Raw genomic sequence first — 16,408 nt, forward strand, 5'->3', positions numbered from 1 at the left:
GCATGGAGCGTGACCAGGCCATTGCCAAGCTAGTGTCCTACGCCGTGGAGAAAGGGCTTGTCCAGCCCGAGGAGCGGATCTGGGCGGTAAACACCCTGCTGGACATCCTGCGCTTAGACAGCTGCTCCCTGCCGGAGGTGGGGCCAGTGGGGGAGGAGGAGCTGCCTGCCATTCTGGGCGCCCTCACCGACGACGCCTGCGCCCGGGGAATGCTGCCCGAGGACACCGTCACCTACCGGGACCTGTTCGATACCCGGCTCATGGGCGCCCTTACGCCACGGCCTGCCCAGGTCATTGCGACCTTCGACGGCCTGTACCGGCAGGACCCCAAGGCGGCCACCGATTGGTACTACAAATTCAGCCAGGACACCAACTATATCCGCCGGGACCGCATCGCCAGGGATGTGCAGTGGAAGGCCCATACCGAGTACGGCGAGCTGGATATTACCATTAACCTGTCCAAGCCGGAGAAGGACCCCAAGGCCATCGCGGCGGCCCGCAATCTGCCCGCCTCCGCCTATCCCCGGTGCCAGCTGTGTGCTGAGAACGAGGGTTATGCCGGACGGGTAAACCATCCCGCCCGCCAGAACCACCGCATCGTGCCCATCACCATCAACGGTTCTCCCTGGTTTTTGCAGTATTCTCCCTATGTGTATTACAATGAACACTGCATCTGCCTGAACAGCGTCCATACCCCCATGAAGATCGACAAGGCCTGCTTCGGCAAGCTGCTGGACTTTGTGGATCAGTTCCCCCACTACTTTGTGGGCTCCAACGCCGACCTGCCCATCGTGGGCGGTTCCATCCTGGCCCACGACCATTTCCAGGGCGGCCGCTACACCTTCGCCATGGAGAAGGCCCCGGTGGAGATCCCCTTCACCTTCCCGGGCTATGAGGATGTGCAGGCCGGCATTGTCAAGTGGCCCATGTCGGTGGTGCGCCTTACCTGCGCCCATCCCCAGCGGCTCATCGACCTGGCCGACCGCATCCTGACCAGCTGGCGGGGCTATACTGATGAGAGCGCCTTCATCTATGCCGAGACCGATGGGGAGCCCCACAACACCATCACCCCCATCGCCCGGCGGCGGGGGAGCGACTACGAGCTGGACCTGGTGCTGCGCAACAACATCACCACCGAGGAGCACCCCCTGGGGGTTTACCATCCCCACGCCGAGCTTCACCACATCAAGAAGGAGAACATCGGCCTCATCGAGGTCATGGGTTTGGCGGTACTGCCCGCCCGGCTCAAGACCGAGCTGGCGGCGGTGGCGGACAAGCTGGCTCAGGGCGGCGACCTGCGCTCCGACCCGCTGACCGCATCCCACGCAAGCTGGGCGGAGGGCTTTGCCGCCCGGGTCACCCCGGACAACGCCCTGGACGTGGTCTACCACGAGACCGGCCTGGTGTTTGCCAAGGTGCTGGAGCACGCCGGCGTCTATGCCCGTACCCCGGAGGGGAAGGAGGCCTTCCTCCGTTTCCTGAGCCAGGTGTAAGGCAGTTTAACTTCATATCACTGAGATCCCCCGGCGCGATCAGCGCCGGGGGATCAGTGCGTCGAAGGACTTTTCTGGTACAAATTTTATTTCTTTATAAACTGTGCGGGAACAGCATCTGCGCTGTTCCCGCATTTTTCTCAGAGTGTTTGCAGAAATCCCAGCACCAAAAGGTGAAGCGGGTAAAAGATGTAGAAAAACCATTTTGAGAAGCTGCTTTTTGACCCGTGCTGTCCTTTATAGAAAGAAAGCAGGATGATGGGAATGAATGCCCCGATATTTTGGAGCGAGTATAAGTAATATTCTGTATCAATATAAAAAGTGTGGTCATAAAACAGGGAGAAGAAGGGACTTGTAAGCATGGTAAGTATCTCCATATTGAGCAGAACTACCATACAGTATGCAAATGCCTGGTGTTTAAAGTTCGTATAGAAGTAATCCAAAACAAGGATGATTATAATGCCTGTACAGCCCCAATCCGCCGGAACACAGAGAATGATCAGAGCCAAAATCAAAAGTGTTTTGAGGACCGGATTTTTTAGATGTGTATTCCTGCGGATGTGTATGGCCAATACGCCTAAAAGAATGGTGTAGATCACATTTGGACGCATAACTGGAGCACCCGACAGGTCGCCGCCGTACTTAAAATACAAAAACGGGAGCCAGCTGATGATTGCAAATACAGCCAAGCGAAGGACATATCTGCGGATATTGCTTGTATGATGGTAGCCCTCCACGGCGGAAAAGAACATAATGGGCCCTGTTATTCTTCCAATGGTATGCATAAGAATGGCCAGAGGCGTGCCCAGTGGTACAAATGCGAAGGCGATATGGTCGATCGTCATTGCCAAAATTGCAATGTATTTCAGTGTGTTTAAGGATATCCCGTGATCCGCTGCGTCCCCGGAGCGCGTAAGCTGGTTGGCAATCATTTTCCTCCTCCTTGAATGAACTTTAACTTTTGCAAATGATACCACATATTGAAACAAAAATTATTAAAATTTTCTGATAAAGCGGTAAAAACCGCAACTGTGGCCCAGTGCAGCGGTTGCGGTTTGGAAGCGAGGAGCAGCGAAATGAGCGCGCGATGAGCTTTGCAATGAAATGAAAAAGCTCGTCGCAAGCGATATGTCGCTTACGACGGGCTGGAACAGCGAAACAGTATAGATGCCGCAGCTTGCAGGTTTGCACCCGAAACCAAATCGAAGCCCAGCGCAGCAGGTTCGATTTGGAGAGGAGCCGAGACAAAATGAGTGAGAGGTGACTTTTAAAAAGTCGCCGCGAACGATATGACGTCCGCGGCGACGTGTCTTTTGTTGCCGAAAAAGATACATCTGCCTATGTTAATTTGATGTTTTACAGTTTTATTCTGCGAAATATCCTGTCGGCTATGTATACAATTGCAGATATCTGTTGGCTATGCTATACTTTTAATATCCTGTTACCATGCATTTAGGCCATCTATTGAGGTAAGAAAGGAACAATTCATGGAGGAAAAAGTGATTCAGACGCTGAGCAAGCAGAAGGACTCAGGAACAATTGTAGAGCTGGTGGAAAATGAAGCAGGGTTTCGCTTTGTGGTGAAGCGAGCCCAGAATCTGGAAGCCCCTATCTACCGAGCTATTTTTCAGAAGGAAACACAGGCCCTGACGCGACTGAAGGCCTGCGAGAACATTGTCCGTATCTTCCGCTCGGATATCCAGGCCACTCCGGATGGCCGGAGTGAAGGCATCATTTCCATGGAGTATGTTCAGGGGCGCCCCCTGTCCCAGATGCTAGACGTAATCCCAAATGCCTCCATCCGGTACAACCTGATAAAGCAGCTGACCAACGCCATCCAACACGCCCATCGAAACTCCGTGATTCACCGGGATATCAATCCTTCCAACATCCTCATTACTGACTCGTTTGAGCTGAAGCTGATTGATTTCGGAATCGCAAAAATCCGCGGGATGTTCCAGGACGGAACCACATATCAGTTTGCTACCCAGAATTATTCCGCGCCGGAAGTAACTGTTCACAGTGAAAATGCAACAGAGCGCAGCGATATCTATTCGCTGGGTGCTGTCATTTATTTTCTTTTCACAGGTGAAGTCCCAGCGACGGCTGCTGAAATGCCCACGGCCATCCAATCCGCTGGCGGCATCGATGTAAAGTTAAAGGAAGTCCTTTTGAAGATGTGCGCCCCTGCCCCGGCAGACCGATATGAAAACATTGATGACTGCGAACTGGCCTTGGCTCCGCTCTACCAGCGGTATTGCGGTAGCGACGAGCGGTACTTCTTCGCCGTCCCCACCAATGCGCTCGACGATCTGAAAAGACGTAACCTGGTACGACGGGATATGCCCTATTTAGAGTTGCTGGACAGCTTTCTTCCCGCCCAGTTTGCTGGCGGCTTGATTCGTCTTCGTGCCGAGGGTCAGACCTCCATCTATTGCTTTGACGGCATCAGCATCTCCATGGAATGCGTTTTGTCGGACGATTTTTTCCAGGTGGTCTCATTCCGCCGGCTGGATGCCTTCAAGCGTGAGCAACATAAGCGCTTTTCCATGGAGGTTCCTGGGCATTTCCAATTCCTGTTTTCACACAGAATCGCAAACACCCCTCTTCCCAACAATTGCAGCCAGATCCTAAGCAACCGGATTGCTGATTTCCAAGCGGATATCCACTCGCAGAAAAACATCGACCGGGAATACGATACACAGTACGGTATCTGGCGGGAATTCATCCAAGCCATGATTGCAGACGCGTCTAAGAATACTGTCCGGTTGTGCTACACAAGTGTCCGCTACGAAGACGGGATGTTCCTGTTCCGGCTGGATCCGGACAGCGTGCCGGATGAGACATTCAGCCAGGATACCCTGTTTATTTTTGAACAGCGTGGGCGTTTAAAAAAGAAGCCAATTCTAGCAGAGGTCGGCACCTTCTGGGAATACAGGGAGGACGGTGCCGTGATGGCCATCAAGGCCGCACCCAGGAAGCCCCGGCTGCCGAACAATGGTTCTATCTGTTTGGATTACCGCAAAGAGATCCAGCAGTACCGCCGCCAGGAGGCGGCACTGGAGGAATTCCGCCGATCCGAGACCGTCAACGGCGGCAATCTGAAGAGCATTTTTGTGGGTGCCGAGCAGCCCGGGTATTTCCAGCTCAAGGCTATGCCCTGCTTCTATAATGAACAGCTGGATTTTACCCAGAAGCGCGCGGTCCGGAAAGCGCTGGAAGCGGAGGATATTGCTTTGATCCAGGGGCCTCCAGGCACCGGCAAAACCAATGTCCTGGTGGAAGTAATCCGGCAGATTCTGGGGGAAAACCAACGGAATCCTGCACTGGATCAGAAAATTTTGATTGTGTCCCAATCTCATGCCGCCGTGGATAAACTACTGGAAGACCTTGCAGCCTATCTGGAACATACGACCATCCGCATTGGTCGCGAGGAAAATATTGACCCCAAGATCAATGAACGTTTCGGATTGGACCACTGCCAGGCCCTATGGGTGAAGGAAAGCGTTGAAAACTGTAAAGCGTGGTTGGCCCAGCGTTTATTGGAACAGCACATCCCCATGGAGCCATTCTGTAAATACGCACAAGTGTTGGAAGAGCTGAAACTTGCAAATCTGGAAGAAACAGAGCGCGCACGTCTGGAACGGGTTGCCGCAGACTTTGAAAACACTTACGGGAAAAGCCGCACCAATCCTTACGTACAGAGCTGCCTGATTTCCGAACAATGGATCCGACGCATCAGTGAGAGCAATGAGCTGGGAGAGTTTTATATCAAAAACGCTTCCATCATCGTAGGTACCTGCATTGGCGTCATTTCAGATCCCCGCGTCCGTGACACGACCTTCGACTATGTGATTGTAGACGAAGCAGCAAAGGCAACTCTGCCGGAAATCATGGTTCCCTTGGTTCGGGCACGAAAGGCAATTTTAGTGGGTGACCACAAGCAGCTGCCACCGGTCTTTGACCGGAATGCCCTCAAAGCCAGCTTCCAGTCTTCCCAGATCGATGAGCTTCAAAACACCGGGTTCGGGAAACTGTTTGACATCCTGCCCGACAGCTGTAAAGAGACGCTTTCCACCCAGTACCGGATGCATCCAGCGATCGGCGATCTCATCAGCTTTCTTTTTTACGATAGCAAAGTGCAAAATGGCGTTATGGCATCAGAGCGAACTACCAACCTTCCCATGCTTAATAACCGCGCCATCACCTGGCTAACCACCTCCAATGCCGGTTCCGCCCGCTTTGAACAATCCGTCGGGCACCAACGCGGATACATCAACCATCTGGAAGTCACTGTGATCCAAAGCTGCTTGCAAAGGTTGAACCAAGAAATCTCCACCCAAGGGGAGAAGTATTCCATCGGCATCATCACGCCCTACCGGGCGCAGCTGGACCTAATCCGGAACCGCCTCAAGCAAATCCCACTGAGCCACATTGAAGTCGATATCAACACCGTAGATGCATTCCAGGGCAGTCAGCGTGACATCATCATCTACTCCACCGTCCGAAGCAGTAATCAGCGGCGTATCGGATTCTTGAAAGAGGAAGCACGGCTAAATGTTGCCTTCTCCCGCGCTAAACGGGCCTTGATTATTGTCGGTGACGGAAAGTTTCTCCGCAATCCCCGTATCCCCGGCAACCGCTTTCCCTATGTGATCAGCTATATGCAGGAGCACCCCGAATTTTGTCAGGAAATCGATATAAAGGAGTTTACAAATGCTGTCTGAATGGCAAAAAAATGTTGATAAATACATTCCTCCGCAGCTTTCCGGCTATGATTTCATCTGTCGGGTTCCAGTCTATATTCCTGTCCAGGAAATCGGCTTGACTGTCTGGGAACGGCGTGTCCAGGGGCTCTCCTTTGTTCAGGAATGTGTCCTCACTGCCATCCGCATCGGTGCCAAATCCCTTCCCGAGCTTGCCGGTCAGTTCGGCCTGCCAGAAAGCATTATGCTACAAATCGTATCGCAGCTGGACAGTGAGCAGCTCGCCGCGGTCTCCTGTGGCGACATTGTCCTGACCGATTTGGGGAAAAAGGTGCTGGAGAGCCAGAAGAAGGTCAAGACCCTGCGCAGCCAGCTCAGCCGCATATCGGTAAACCAGATCACCGGTGAGGTCTCGGATACGCCTGTCTTGGGTACCTACCGGGAGCCGCCGCGCGGGCAGGCATACCTTCTGGAGAAGTATCCACTCAATCTGGAATTTCTGCGCAGTCAGTTCGATACGCTAGCGGTAATTTACCGAGAGAACCGTCTGGCCAATGTGGTATTCCAGAGTACTGCTGAGAGCGCTGAGCTGTATCGTATTCTTGATATCTCCTACCACACACTGTCCTATCAGCGCGAGTTCTGCTTCGTATATCTAAATCAGGCGGATCACTCCCTGGCCTTTCACTTCCAGTCTGGAATCCAAGCCTATGCAGATGTGCTGGCGGAACAGCTTAACTGCCGACACTTGGGTGCCTGGAACCTCTTCTCTCCGCCAAACCGTCCTTGCGCCGCTTCCCCGGAGAAGGAACAACTGCCCCACGACTTGATTGCGGCGTTCAAACTCCGTGGAGTGCAGAGTGACTGGGCAGATTTACTGGAAGCGGCCTATTACGCCGACCGCCCGCTGCTGGACGGAGAACTTCAGGATATTCTGTACCATTGCGCCGCTTTTAAGGCACCACGCATCTTTATTCAGGCACCGTTTTTGGCAGAATTGCTCAACGATGACATCCTCCGCGCGATTTTCTCTGCGCATACAAAGGAGGTTATCGTCCGCTATAACCGGAATGATTATCAGGCCGATTTCATATTGGGCAGGATAGGAAAACTGCGAAAAGACTGTGTACTGACCACAGTCCCTTCTGAGGACATCTCTTCCGTGAAGTTCTGCTTCGGTACCGCCTGTTTTATCCAGGGCCAATACGCGGCCAAGGAGACCGTTTACAAGCGACGCCTTTACAAGCTGTGCGCTGAAATAACATTTAATTCTGCTCAGATTGACTCGCTCTGGAATGATCTTTTAGAAATTGGGTCAGAAGCTCCAAGCAAATCGTAATCTAAACAGGATGAAAGGAAGTCTGTGCGTTGGGCGCGGATTTCTTTACCGACATAACTGACAAAGCCAACTGCAAATAGTTACGAAGGAATGGCAGTGCGTCAGTACAGCCATTCCTTCGTGCTTTTATTCTAGCGCACGGTCTGTTCAATCTCCAAATCGCTGTATCGGAACTTGACCCGGATTGTTTCCGCATCGACTACAGTGACCCGTTCAATCATCTTGCGAACGATCTCGTCATCATATTGAGGGAAGCCATTGAGATGTTCCTCCAGATAAGCTGTGTACTCTGCCATACGTGAGTCCTCGTTGATTCGGTTTGCTGCCTCCTTCTTCGCCGCATCGATCCGTGTCTGCAGGTGCTGCTTTTCTTCCAGCAGAGCTTTGAGTTGATCCGTTATAGTCAGGTCATCCATATTGGCCAGAGCCTGATCCAACATTGTATTCTGCCGTGCGGTCAGTGCTTCCAGTTCGCGCTCCAATTCTGACAGGTTGTTACCGCCCCCTTCCGGGGTACATACCATTCGGAGCGTCTCTGCAAGTTCATCCTGTAGGCCATCGCTTGCTTCGACTACCCGGTTAAGTACCATGAGAATTGCGGTATGCAGCTTGTCCTCCGCCATGGAAGGCGAGTTATGGCAGTATTTTTTCCCAAATTCCAACCGGGAGACGCACCGCCAGACGATCCGTTTGACGCCGTTTCTGGCCCAGGTACACCGATTATATGGGGAACCACACTCCCCACAGACCAGTCGCTCACTGAGCGCATACTTGGCGGAATACTTGCCCTGTTCTGTTTTTCCGCTTTTCTGCAGAATCTTTCGCTTGCTGGTCCGCCGTGCCATCTCCTCCTGTACCCGCTGGTAGACGTCCCTTGGAATGATGGCAGGGTGGTTGTCTTTGATATAGTACTGCGGCAACTCGCCGGTATTCTTCTTGACCTTCTTGCTGATGCAGTCTGTGGTGAAGGTCTTTTGCAGCAGGGCGTCCCCTACATACTTTTCGTTGGTGAGGATGTTATGCACGATCTGATGGGACCATGCCTTGACACCCTTTGCGGTGGCGATCCCATTCTGGGTAAGTTCTCTCTGGATCTGGCCCTCACTGCAGCCCTCCAGGTACCGGCGGTAGATTCGCCGCACCACCTCGGCCTCCTCCGGTACGATCTCCGGCTTGCCGTCCGCTCCCCGCTGGTATCCCAACATGGACTTGTAGTGGAAGTTGACTTTTCCTTCTTTCATTGCCATCCGGATGCCCAGCTGGATATTGACGCTGAGTGATTCACTCTCGGCTTGGGCAAATCCGCTGAACAGGGTGATGAGGAACTCGCTGGATTCTGTAAGGGTGTTGATGTTCTCTATTTCGAAGATGACCCCGATTCCTCTCGCTTTCAGCATCCGTACCGTCTCCAGGCAGTCCACTGTATTTCGTGCGAAGCGGGAGAGGGATTTTGTCAGGATGAGGTCGATCCCGCCCCGCTTGCAGGCGGTGATCATCCGGTTGAACTCTTTGCGCTTTTTCATGCTGGTCCCGGTGATCCCCTCGTCCGCAAAGATCCCGGCCAGTTCCCAATCTGGGGACTCCTCAATTTTCTGGGTGTAGTAGGCTTTCTGGGCGGTGTAGCTGTTGATCTGCTCCTCACTGTCGGTGCTGACCCGGCAGTAAGCCGCCACCCGCTGCCTGCCGTGGAGCCTCGTCTTGTTGCTTACTACATTGGACCGTGATGCCGGAATACGGTGGACGGTGCGTTCCAGTGATAATTGTTCCATTTTGCTGTCCTTTCTGTTCCTAATCAGAAGTGTACGGTGATTACGTTATCTGTTCCGATTATGATATGGGAGACCGTTCGTTCGAAGCGTTCCCAGTCGATTTGGTCGGGCTGCGTTTGGCTTACAGCCATATCCACACCATCATCACAGCAGGCATACCGGGCAGCTGCCCCTTGCAGGATGTGGGAGAGAGCCTCCTTACCGTCTCCTGGCTGTTCCAACGCCCGGTTAATGGCGTTGGCTAGACGAACGGCCTCCGCAGAGGGCGCGTATGGCTTACATACGGACTTTTCATGTGTCGCAAGCTGCCGTGCCGTCTGCGCAAGCAATTCCTCCTTCCTGACAACAAATGCGTTTCTGCAGGCAGAACATTTCAGATGGACGTTTCCGGTATGCCCGATTGGCCCTCCGGTTCGGAGCAGGCGCGTCTGACAGCATCCGCTTCGCAGCTTTTGCCATAAGCCATCCGATTCCGTCCGGCGTGGAAACTTCCCACTTGTCTTTTCTGAGATCTTTTCCTGCACTTGCTGGAAGGTATCTTGGTCAATGATGGATGGGTATCCATTTTCCCCGGCATAACGAGGATTTTCCAGCATTCGCTTGATTTTGTGCTTGTTCCACAGTGGCGATTCCTGAGAGAAAGGGATGTTGTCCGCATTCATTCGGTCTGCCAGTGCCTGATAGGATAACCCGGCCAGATAGGTGGTAAATACATTTTGAACAGTGAGGCGTTCCTCCTCCTGGATGACCAGATCGCCGTGTACGATCTGGTAGCCATACAATATTTTCCGATTTGTCATCGCCTACGCCTCCAGTGTTTCTTGGAATTCAAACCCGCCATATAGTTGAAAGCGGATGGTGCACTGAGTATCTACAACCATTCGTTCCACCAGCTTGGTAAACAGGGCTTCGTCAAAGCTGGACAGAGTCTCCGGACCATTTCGGATGGTATCGATCGTTAGGCGAAGTGCATCCACCTGTTCATCAATATCCTCATTGCAAAGCAGCTTTCGCCTCTCCCGGCGCAGTTCTGTCAGCTTGGCGTTGAGTTCCGCCTGCTTTGTGGATAAGGCAGCCTTGTCCAGGAGACCTGCCGTGTGCAGCTTTGTGAGGTGGTAACTCTGCTCGGATGCCGTGGCGATGGCTGTGTTGACCGCCAGCATGGCCGGGTTGCCGCGATGCAGGGCATCTGACAAAGTCTCCATTTGCCTCAGCACAGGTGCCAGCACGATGCCGTCATGGGTGCGGAGCTTGCGATACATCCGGAGGAATGCCGTATGGATGCTGTCCTCGCTGATCCGTCCGTTGGGGCAGTCGGCGGCTTTTCTGTCATGCTTGCGACATACCCAGGAGACGTATCCAGCTTTCGAAATTCTCCGCATGTACAGCGTCCCACACTGCCCACAGATGATCTTCCGAGCAAGCGGGGTCTGATCATGTGGAATCGACTGTCGCTCTGCCCGCCGTTTCAGCAGTTCCTGAACTTTTTGAAAGTCCTCATAGCTGATGATGGCAGGGTGGGTGTGTTCTACATAATATTGGTCCGCTTCGCCATGGTTGTCTTTCCTGCAATATGGAAATGTGTTGGTTGTGTAGGTTTTCTGACAGAGGGCATCCCCAATGTATTTCTCGTTTGTTAAGATCTTTCGAATGGTCTGCTGATGCCATTTTTGTCCACCATGAAGGGGGGCAGGCCCATTCTTACTTAACTCCCGGGCGATCCACTCGGAGCTATATCCTTTTAGATAGGCTGCAAAGATCCACTTTGCGATCTCTGCCTGGTCCTCTACGATTGCAAGATTCTTACCATCAACGATTTGGTATCCAAATGGTGCGGAGCAGGTAATAAACTCCCCGCGCTCCATGCGGCGCTGATAGCTCATACGTTGGTTTTTGGAGATGGAGATGGATTCCTCCTGGGCCAGAGAAGCGGAAACGCTCACCATCAGTTCTGAGGTGAGCGTTCCAGTGTCGATATTCTCTTTTTCAAATTTGACGGTCACACCCAGCGCGGAAAGTTCCCGCAGGGTGGCGAGACAGTCGCGGGTATTTCGGGCAAATCGGGAGATGGACTTGACCACGATCTTATCGATCTTGCCCTTCCGGCAGTCTGCCATCAGGCGGTTGAAGTCCTCCCGCTTATCCATCCGCATGCCGGTCAGGCCCTCATCTGCGTAGATGTCCACCAAATCCCAGCCATCGTGGGCGTTGATCGCCTGCGTATAGGCCCGGATCTGGGCAGCGTAGGAATGGAGCTGGTCTGCCGAGTCAGAACTGACCCGGCAGTAGGCTGCTACCCGCAGGGTGTCTGGTCTCGCTGCCTTGGGTGGAATTACTTGTACTTCAGCCATTTCTCATTCGCCTCCTTCCATCTTTTTTGGCAAGGAAACCATACCACACCCCTGCGGGAATAGCCAGCACTATTCCCAAACAGTTCCGGGCCGGTATCGCTCCACGGACAGCCGTTTGGCCCTGGCCAGTTCTTCTTTGGTCAGCAGGCCGTCAGCCGCCATCCGTTCCCACAGGCCCACCGATAACAGGTAACGCAGTTCGTTTCGGATCTCCATCACGCAGCCTCCTCAAAGTAGCTCTCATCCTTGACTCGCCGGATAAATCGTTCTACCGCATAGATGCTGCTAGTGATAGGTATTTCGGGCAGCGCGGATTGAACATCCCGGAAGTAACGGCTGCCCTTGGCGGCTCGTTCATCCAAAATGGCGATGGCACAGGTGTCAGTCTCCAAGCGGATGGCTCGTCCGAACCCTTGCTTGAGTCTGATCTGCATCTCCGGCACAGCCACGGTCCGGATGAAAGAACGAAGGTCTGGATATATCTCACGCTTTTTTTCTTGCAGAGCGTCCGGATACTGGAAAGGCAGTCTTGGGATGACCAATAAAGAGACACAGTCTCCGGGAAAGTCAAAGCCCTCCCAGGCAGCACCGGTGGCAAACAGGACACTTCCAGGTGCCGCCTTGAACTGGGCCATAGTGTGCGGGGCGTTCCGTCCCATGGTAAACAGTGGAAACGGAAGGGGCTGTTGCTTCAAACGATCCTTCACAGCGGACATGCCTGCATAAGAAGTAAACAGTACCAACGCATGGCCGTGGGCCGCGATCAGCAGTGTGCGGATCTCTTCAGCCAGCTTGTCAAAGTAGTCTACTTCGTGCTGCCTGGGCGGCATAGCAGGAAAATACAGCAGGCAGTTTTTCCGGTAATCAAAGGGAGAGGGCGAAACAGATTCCTCCACCCGAGCGTTGTCGGTGAGGCCAGCCTCCTCTTTAAAACGACAAAAGTCCTTGCCTATGGCCAATGTTCCGGAAGTAAGGAGGACAGGCTGGGGCTGTGACCAGAGTGTTGCTTGGAGCTGGGCGGTCAGGTCGGAGATGGAGGCGCACAGCAATGTGCCGCCATCGTCATCCGCCGCAGTGTAGAATACCAGGTCAGAGCGTTCCTCCAAAAACAGATGGACTGCGGAGGATATCTGATCCAATTCCTTTCTGGCGGTTGGTGTCAGTACCCCGCCGAGCTGCCTCTGGATGGTAGCCAGGGTTCGGGCCGGTCCTATCATGTGTCGGACATAGTCCGAAAAAGGGCGGTCACCATCAGGGGGCAGAGACATGAGCTTCAAAAGCGCCGATGCCATATCAGCCAGGGATTCCGATGCCAGCAGATATCGTTCCGCCCGTAGGGTGCGGATCAGCGTGCGGATGTCCTTGGCTGCCAGGGTAACGCCAAACATCTGTCGGGCAGTCTCAGGCAGCTTGTGTGCTTCATCAATGATTAGAGCGCCAACGTCCGGCAGGATGGGGCGGTGACCGCTGCCACGGCGGATGGCGTCTGCCAACAGCAGATTGTGGTTACAGATCTGAAACAGATAGCGGCCAGAGTTGCAGGCTTCCATATAGCAGAGGTACCGGCAGCCATCCCTGCGGCAATCACAAATCGTGGGGACACACACCTGATTTCGGTCGTACTGACTGAGATGAGGGACTTGGTCTGCGTCCAAATGATCCCGCAGGGAGAGGAGTGCCTGTGCGGCCAGCGGATTTTTTCGTTCCAGGTCTACCTGCCGCAGGCGGCGCATCAGACGCTCATCACAGACATAGTGGCTTTTTCCTTTGCGAATGACCGCCCGGATGGGGGTCTGGATCAGCTTATCCTCCAAAAGAACAGAGGAGAGGAACGGGATGTATTCCTCCTTTACCGCCGTTTGCAGGGCGATGCTGGAGGTGGAAATGAGGATGGGCTGGAAAGGGATGTTCTCCCGGATCAACGCGCGAGAAAAAGAAACACCAGCCACCAGATAGGCGTAGGTCTTGCCGATTCCCGTTCCTGCGTCGCTTAAAGCGATCTTGCTGTGGGTCATGGCGTCCAGCATCTTGTGGCTCAACTCGATTTGGCTGGGCCGGGCCGTCATGCCATGGCTTGGGAAGAGATCCTGAAAGATATGGTCGATCTCATGATGTGCGACCTGCCTGTTATGATAACTAATCATCTGTAAAATCTCCTATTGAATAAGTGAGTTGTTTTGCTGTTTGTTCTCGTCGTATTTGCAGCTCGCCCCCCGACGATGGGGAACAGTACGGATCGGCTTCCGGCAAGAAGCCGCACGGGCTTTTACCTGGAGTCTCTACTGCTTTCAACTCTAGGGCAGCGCCGCCTGTCTTATGCGCAGGCCAAGCGAGGTGTCTCATTGTGTACCCAAACAGCGTCTATGCAAAAGCGCGTGCCATAGCGCCCCATGCAGGTGGCGTTCTCGCTCGGCCCAGGGCATCTGCTCTGGGTGTCATGGCGCGCGCTGCATGACGCTCAACTGTTCAGGTGGTTCTCCGTACTGCTGGTATGAACTTTTCAAGGTGCCGTGGAGCAGTAGGCGCTCCTTCAGGAAGCGAAACGGGCCAGGATCTGGTTCATTTCGTCCAGGTCCTCGCCGTGCAGTCCAACTGCCAAGCGTTTGAGCAAAGTCGTCTGTTTAGGCGATAGCTTTGGTCGGTCCTGAAAGTACCAGTCAGCCATTCTTACTCCGCCGCCATATCGGCCACGGACTGTCTCAAGAGGGTAGGTAAGTGTGAGTTCTTCAATATCTCTGCGGATTGTCCGTTCGCAAACCCCAAACTCTGTAGCCAGGTTTTGTACGGTATCCCTTCGACGCTGACAAAGAAGGTCTAAGATCTGCTTGCGCCGCTCATTGGCACTCACACACTCACCTCCATGTCCAAACTTTACATGTTAATGCGGACAAATTTTGTCCGCATTAAAAATTAAAAAAAGGCCGGAGCAAGCTGAGTGTTAAAAGACTCAGTTTGCTCCGGCCTTTGCGACCGCATATATTTTTGTAATAGAATCGTTACTGCTTTAGAGAAATAATGCTCTTAAGCAGTTTCCAATAATTCTTTTGTTACTTCATTTTTGAAGCCAACTATAACGATATTTGCTTTTCTATGCATCAAAACAACTTGTGTTTTTTAGGGAAATTACTTGAAGAGCAAGGATAATATGCTAGCTTACCCCAGATTTAAATTACCTAACAAATATCTGAGGACAAATAATAAGGAAATTGCATACATAAGAGCGGGAACCTCTCTGCCTTTGCCTCAAATCAGTTTAAGCAGGCTAAAACTAACGAAACCAAAGGCAATCCCATCGGAGATGGAATAACTAAAGGGTATCATTGCAATGGTAAGAAAAGCGGGTATGGAACACTCCATGTCTTCCCATGCTATGAGAGACACACTGCGCATTGTCAAAACACCCACGATGATAAGAGAGGGAGCCGTAGCAGCGGCTGGGATAGTTCCTGCCAAAGGAGCTAAAAATACCGAAGCCAGGAAAAGAACTCCTACCACCAAGGAACTTAATCCGGTACGTGCTCCCTCAGTAATACCGGCGGAGGATTCTGCAAATGTGGTAACAGTGGAGGTTCCGATACAGGCCCCGCAACAGGTAGCCATAGCGTCTGCGATAAGAACGCGGCTGCTCTGCTTTTGGCCATCGTCAAAGCCTGCATGAGCAGACAAGCCTACCAAGGCTCCTACCGTGTCAAAGCAATCTACGATAGCAAAGCTGATTACAGCGGTCAATAGGGGCAGTAATCCTTTGGAAAGCACTCCTCCTAGATCCAATTGCATAAAGACGGGTGCCAAGGTGATTTGCTCCATGGTCATGTGTTCAGGTAACTGCGTTACTCCCATGGGCAAGCCCAGTAAAGTAGTAGTAATAATGCCGATGACCACTGCTCCTTTGATTCGAAACGATACTAGTATGGCGGTAAGCAGCAATCCGGCCAAAGTAAGCAGACCTTGGGTATTCCATACCCTCTGCCCGTCCACGAATGTGGACAGGCAGAGGGCCGGAACGGAATCAGTCATAGAGACAAGTCCTACGTTTAACAGGCCAATATATGCAATAAATAATCCAATTCCTGCGCAAATGGCGTGTTTAAGACAGTCCGGAATGGAATGAATCAGTTTCTCGCGCAGAGGAGAGAGTGTAATAGCCAAAAAGATCAGCCCGCTGAGAAAAACAATTGCCAGGCCCTCCTGCCAGGTGTAACCCATTCCCAGGCAAACGGTGTATGTAAAAAAGGCGTTCAATCCCATACCGGGAGCCTGGGCAAAGGGCGCGTTAGCCAGCATTCCGGTGAGGAAACAGCCAATGGCTGCCGACACACAAGTAGCTACCAGTACTGGCCCCCACAAATCCTCTGGCATAGCTGGAAAGTAGGGGGCCGATTGTGTACCCATGTTGGCACACAGGGTATTGGGGTTAACAAGGATAATATAAGCCATGGCAAAAAATGTAGTCACGCCCCCTATTACTTCCCGTTTTACGGTACTGCCACGGGCGCTAATTCTGAAAAATCCATCCATCATGTCCCCGCCTTGTCCTTATCGCGTCCGCTGATTGTGCTTACACGTTTTCCAGTCGGGCTCCGAAAGCCTCTACGGCTCTGGCGTCGGTCTCCCGCTTCTCCTCGATGGCCTCCTTGAGGAGCATATCCTTCACCTTCATCAGACGGATGGTGTTGGAGCGCTCGTTCTCGTCCAGCTTCATGGAGATATACTTGATGGCCTCTTCCATCTGGGGGATCTTCACATACTC

Annotated in this window: 12 protein-coding genes; 3 read left to right on the forward strand and 9 right to left on the reverse strand. The window is 52.8% G+C overall.

All coding sequences use genetic code 11. From position 1 onward, the window contains the following. Positions 1-2: 2 nt before the first annotated feature. Positions 3-1,493: a UDP-glucose--hexose-1-phosphate uridylyltransferase gene (galT, locus tag WHJ28_RS13805; protein WP_340042642.1), complete on the forward strand. Its 1,491-nt coding sequence runs from the start codon at positions 3-5 to the stop codon at positions 1,491-1,493. 140 nt (positions 1,494-1,633) lie between these two features. On the opposite strand, the gene WHJ28_RS13810 is transcribed toward galT, so the two are convergent. After that, positions 1,634-2,425 (reverse strand): TraX family protein, encoded by a 792-nt coding sequence (locus WHJ28_RS13810; RefSeq protein ID WP_340042643.1) that lies wholly within the window; start codon positions 2,423-2,425, stop codon positions 1,634-1,636. 555 nt (positions 2,426-2,980) lie between these two features. Here WHJ28_RS13810 and WHJ28_RS13815 point away from each other — a divergent pair. Both WHJ28_RS13815 and WHJ28_RS13820 read left to right on the forward strand, forming a co-directional pair. Further along, entirely contained in the window at positions 2,981-6,220 is a 3,240-nt protein-coding gene (locus WHJ28_RS13815; protein WP_340042644.1) for an AAA domain-containing protein, read from the forward strand. Then, positions 6,210-7,538 (forward strand): hypothetical protein, encoded by a 1,329-nt coding sequence (locus WHJ28_RS13820; protein ID WP_340042645.1) that lies wholly within the window; start codon positions 6,210-6,212, stop codon positions 7,536-7,538. The genes WHJ28_RS13815 and WHJ28_RS13820 overlap by 11 nt, the downstream gene beginning before the upstream one ends. A gap of 131 nt (positions 7,539-7,669) precedes the next feature. On the opposite strand, the gene WHJ28_RS13825 is transcribed toward WHJ28_RS13820, so the two are convergent. The 8 genes from WHJ28_RS13825 to WHJ28_RS13860 form a co-directional block, all read right to left on the reverse strand. After that, positions 7,670-9,307 carry a recombinase family protein gene (locus WHJ28_RS13825; RefSeq protein ID WP_340042646.1) on the reverse strand — a complete coding sequence of 546 codons (1,638 nt, stop codon included), beginning with the start codon at positions 9,305-9,307 and terminating at the stop codon, positions 7,670-7,672. 23 nt (positions 9,308-9,330) lie between these two features. Further along, positions 9,331-10,107 (reverse strand): recombinase family protein, encoded by a 777-nt coding sequence (locus tag WHJ28_RS13830; protein WP_340042647.1) that lies wholly within the window; start codon positions 10,105-10,107, stop codon positions 9,331-9,333. A gap of 3 nt (positions 10,108-10,110) precedes the next feature. Then, the gene (locus WHJ28_RS13835; protein ID WP_340042648.1) at positions 10,111-11,658 is read right to left on the reverse strand and encodes a recombinase family protein; all 1,548 of its coding nucleotides are present in this window, start codon (positions 11,656-11,658) and stop codon (positions 10,111-10,113) included. 69 nt (positions 11,659-11,727) lie between these two features. Then, complete coding sequence (locus WHJ28_RS13840) at positions 11,728-11,874, reverse strand: SHOCT domain-containing protein (RefSeq protein WP_302668339.1); 147 nt, start codon at positions 11,872-11,874, stop codon at positions 11,728-11,730. Beyond that, on the reverse strand, positions 11,874-13,802 hold the full coding sequence (locus WHJ28_RS13845) for an ATP-dependent DNA helicase (RefSeq protein ID WP_340042649.1): 1,929 nt from the start codon (positions 13,800-13,802) through the stop codon (positions 11,874-11,876). The genes WHJ28_RS13840 and WHJ28_RS13845 overlap by 1 nt, the downstream gene beginning before the upstream one ends. 386 nt (positions 13,803-14,188) lie before the next feature. Continuing rightward, the gene (locus WHJ28_RS13850; protein ID WP_340042650.1) at positions 14,189-14,506 is read right to left on the reverse strand and encodes a DeoR family transcriptional regulator; all 318 of its coding nucleotides are present in this window, start codon (positions 14,504-14,506) and stop codon (positions 14,189-14,191) included. A gap of 395 nt (positions 14,507-14,901) precedes the next feature. Then, positions 14,902-16,179, reverse strand: coding sequence for an NCS2 family permease (locus WHJ28_RS13855; RefSeq protein ID WP_340042651.1), 1,278 nt, complete (start codon positions 16,177-16,179; stop codon positions 14,902-14,904). A gap of 37 nt (positions 16,180-16,216) precedes the next feature. Further along, the coding region (locus WHJ28_RS13860; RefSeq protein ID WP_340042652.1) for a V-type ATP synthase subunit D at positions 16,217-16,408 on the reverse strand (192 nt) is incomplete at its 5' end.

It is taken from the genome of Flavonifractor porci (genome assembly GCF_037572415.1).
Taxonomy (GTDB): Bacteria; Bacillota; Clostridia; order Oscillospirales; family Oscillospiraceae; genus Flavonifractor; species Flavonifractor porci.

What these genes read in the sequence shown, in the direction of transcription:
- galT (WP_340042642.1), top strand. Translation starts at nt 3, where the DNA reads ATGGAGCGTGACCAGGCCATTGCCAAGCTAGTGTCCTACGCCGTGGAG.
- WHJ28_RS13810 (WP_340042643.1), bottom strand. Translation starts at nt 2,425, where the DNA reads ATGATTGCCAACCAGCTTACGCGCTCCGGGGACGCAGCGGATCACGGG.
- WHJ28_RS13815 (WP_340042644.1), top strand. Translation starts at nt 2,981, where the DNA reads ATGGAGGAAAAAGTGATTCAGACGCTGAGCAAGCAGAAGGACTCAGGA.
- WHJ28_RS13820 (WP_340042645.1), top strand. Translation starts at nt 6,210, where the DNA reads ATGCTGTCTGAATGGCAAAAAAATGTTGATAAATACATTCCTCCGCAG.
- WHJ28_RS13825 (WP_340042646.1), bottom strand. Translation starts at nt 9,307, where the DNA reads ATGGAACAATTATCACTGGAACGCACCGTCCACCGTATTCCGGCATCA.
- WHJ28_RS13830 (WP_340042647.1), bottom strand. Translation starts at nt 10,107, where the DNA reads ATGACAAATCGGAAAATATTGTATGGCTACCAGATCGTACACGGCGAT.
- WHJ28_RS13835 (WP_340042648.1), bottom strand. Translation starts at nt 11,658, where the DNA reads ATGGCTGAAGTACAAGTAATTCCACCCAAGGCAGCGAGACCAGACACC.
- WHJ28_RS13840 (WP_302668339.1), bottom strand. Translation starts at nt 11,874, where the DNA reads ATGGAGATCCGAAACGAACTGCGTTACCTGTTATCGGTGGGCCTGTGG.
- WHJ28_RS13845 (WP_340042649.1), bottom strand. Translation starts at nt 13,802, where the DNA reads ATGATTAGTTATCATAACAGGCAGGTCGCACATCATGAGATCGACCAT.
- WHJ28_RS13855 (WP_340042651.1), bottom strand. Translation starts at nt 16,179, where the DNA reads ATGATGGATGGATTTTTCAGAATTAGCGCCCGTGGCAGTACCGTAAAA.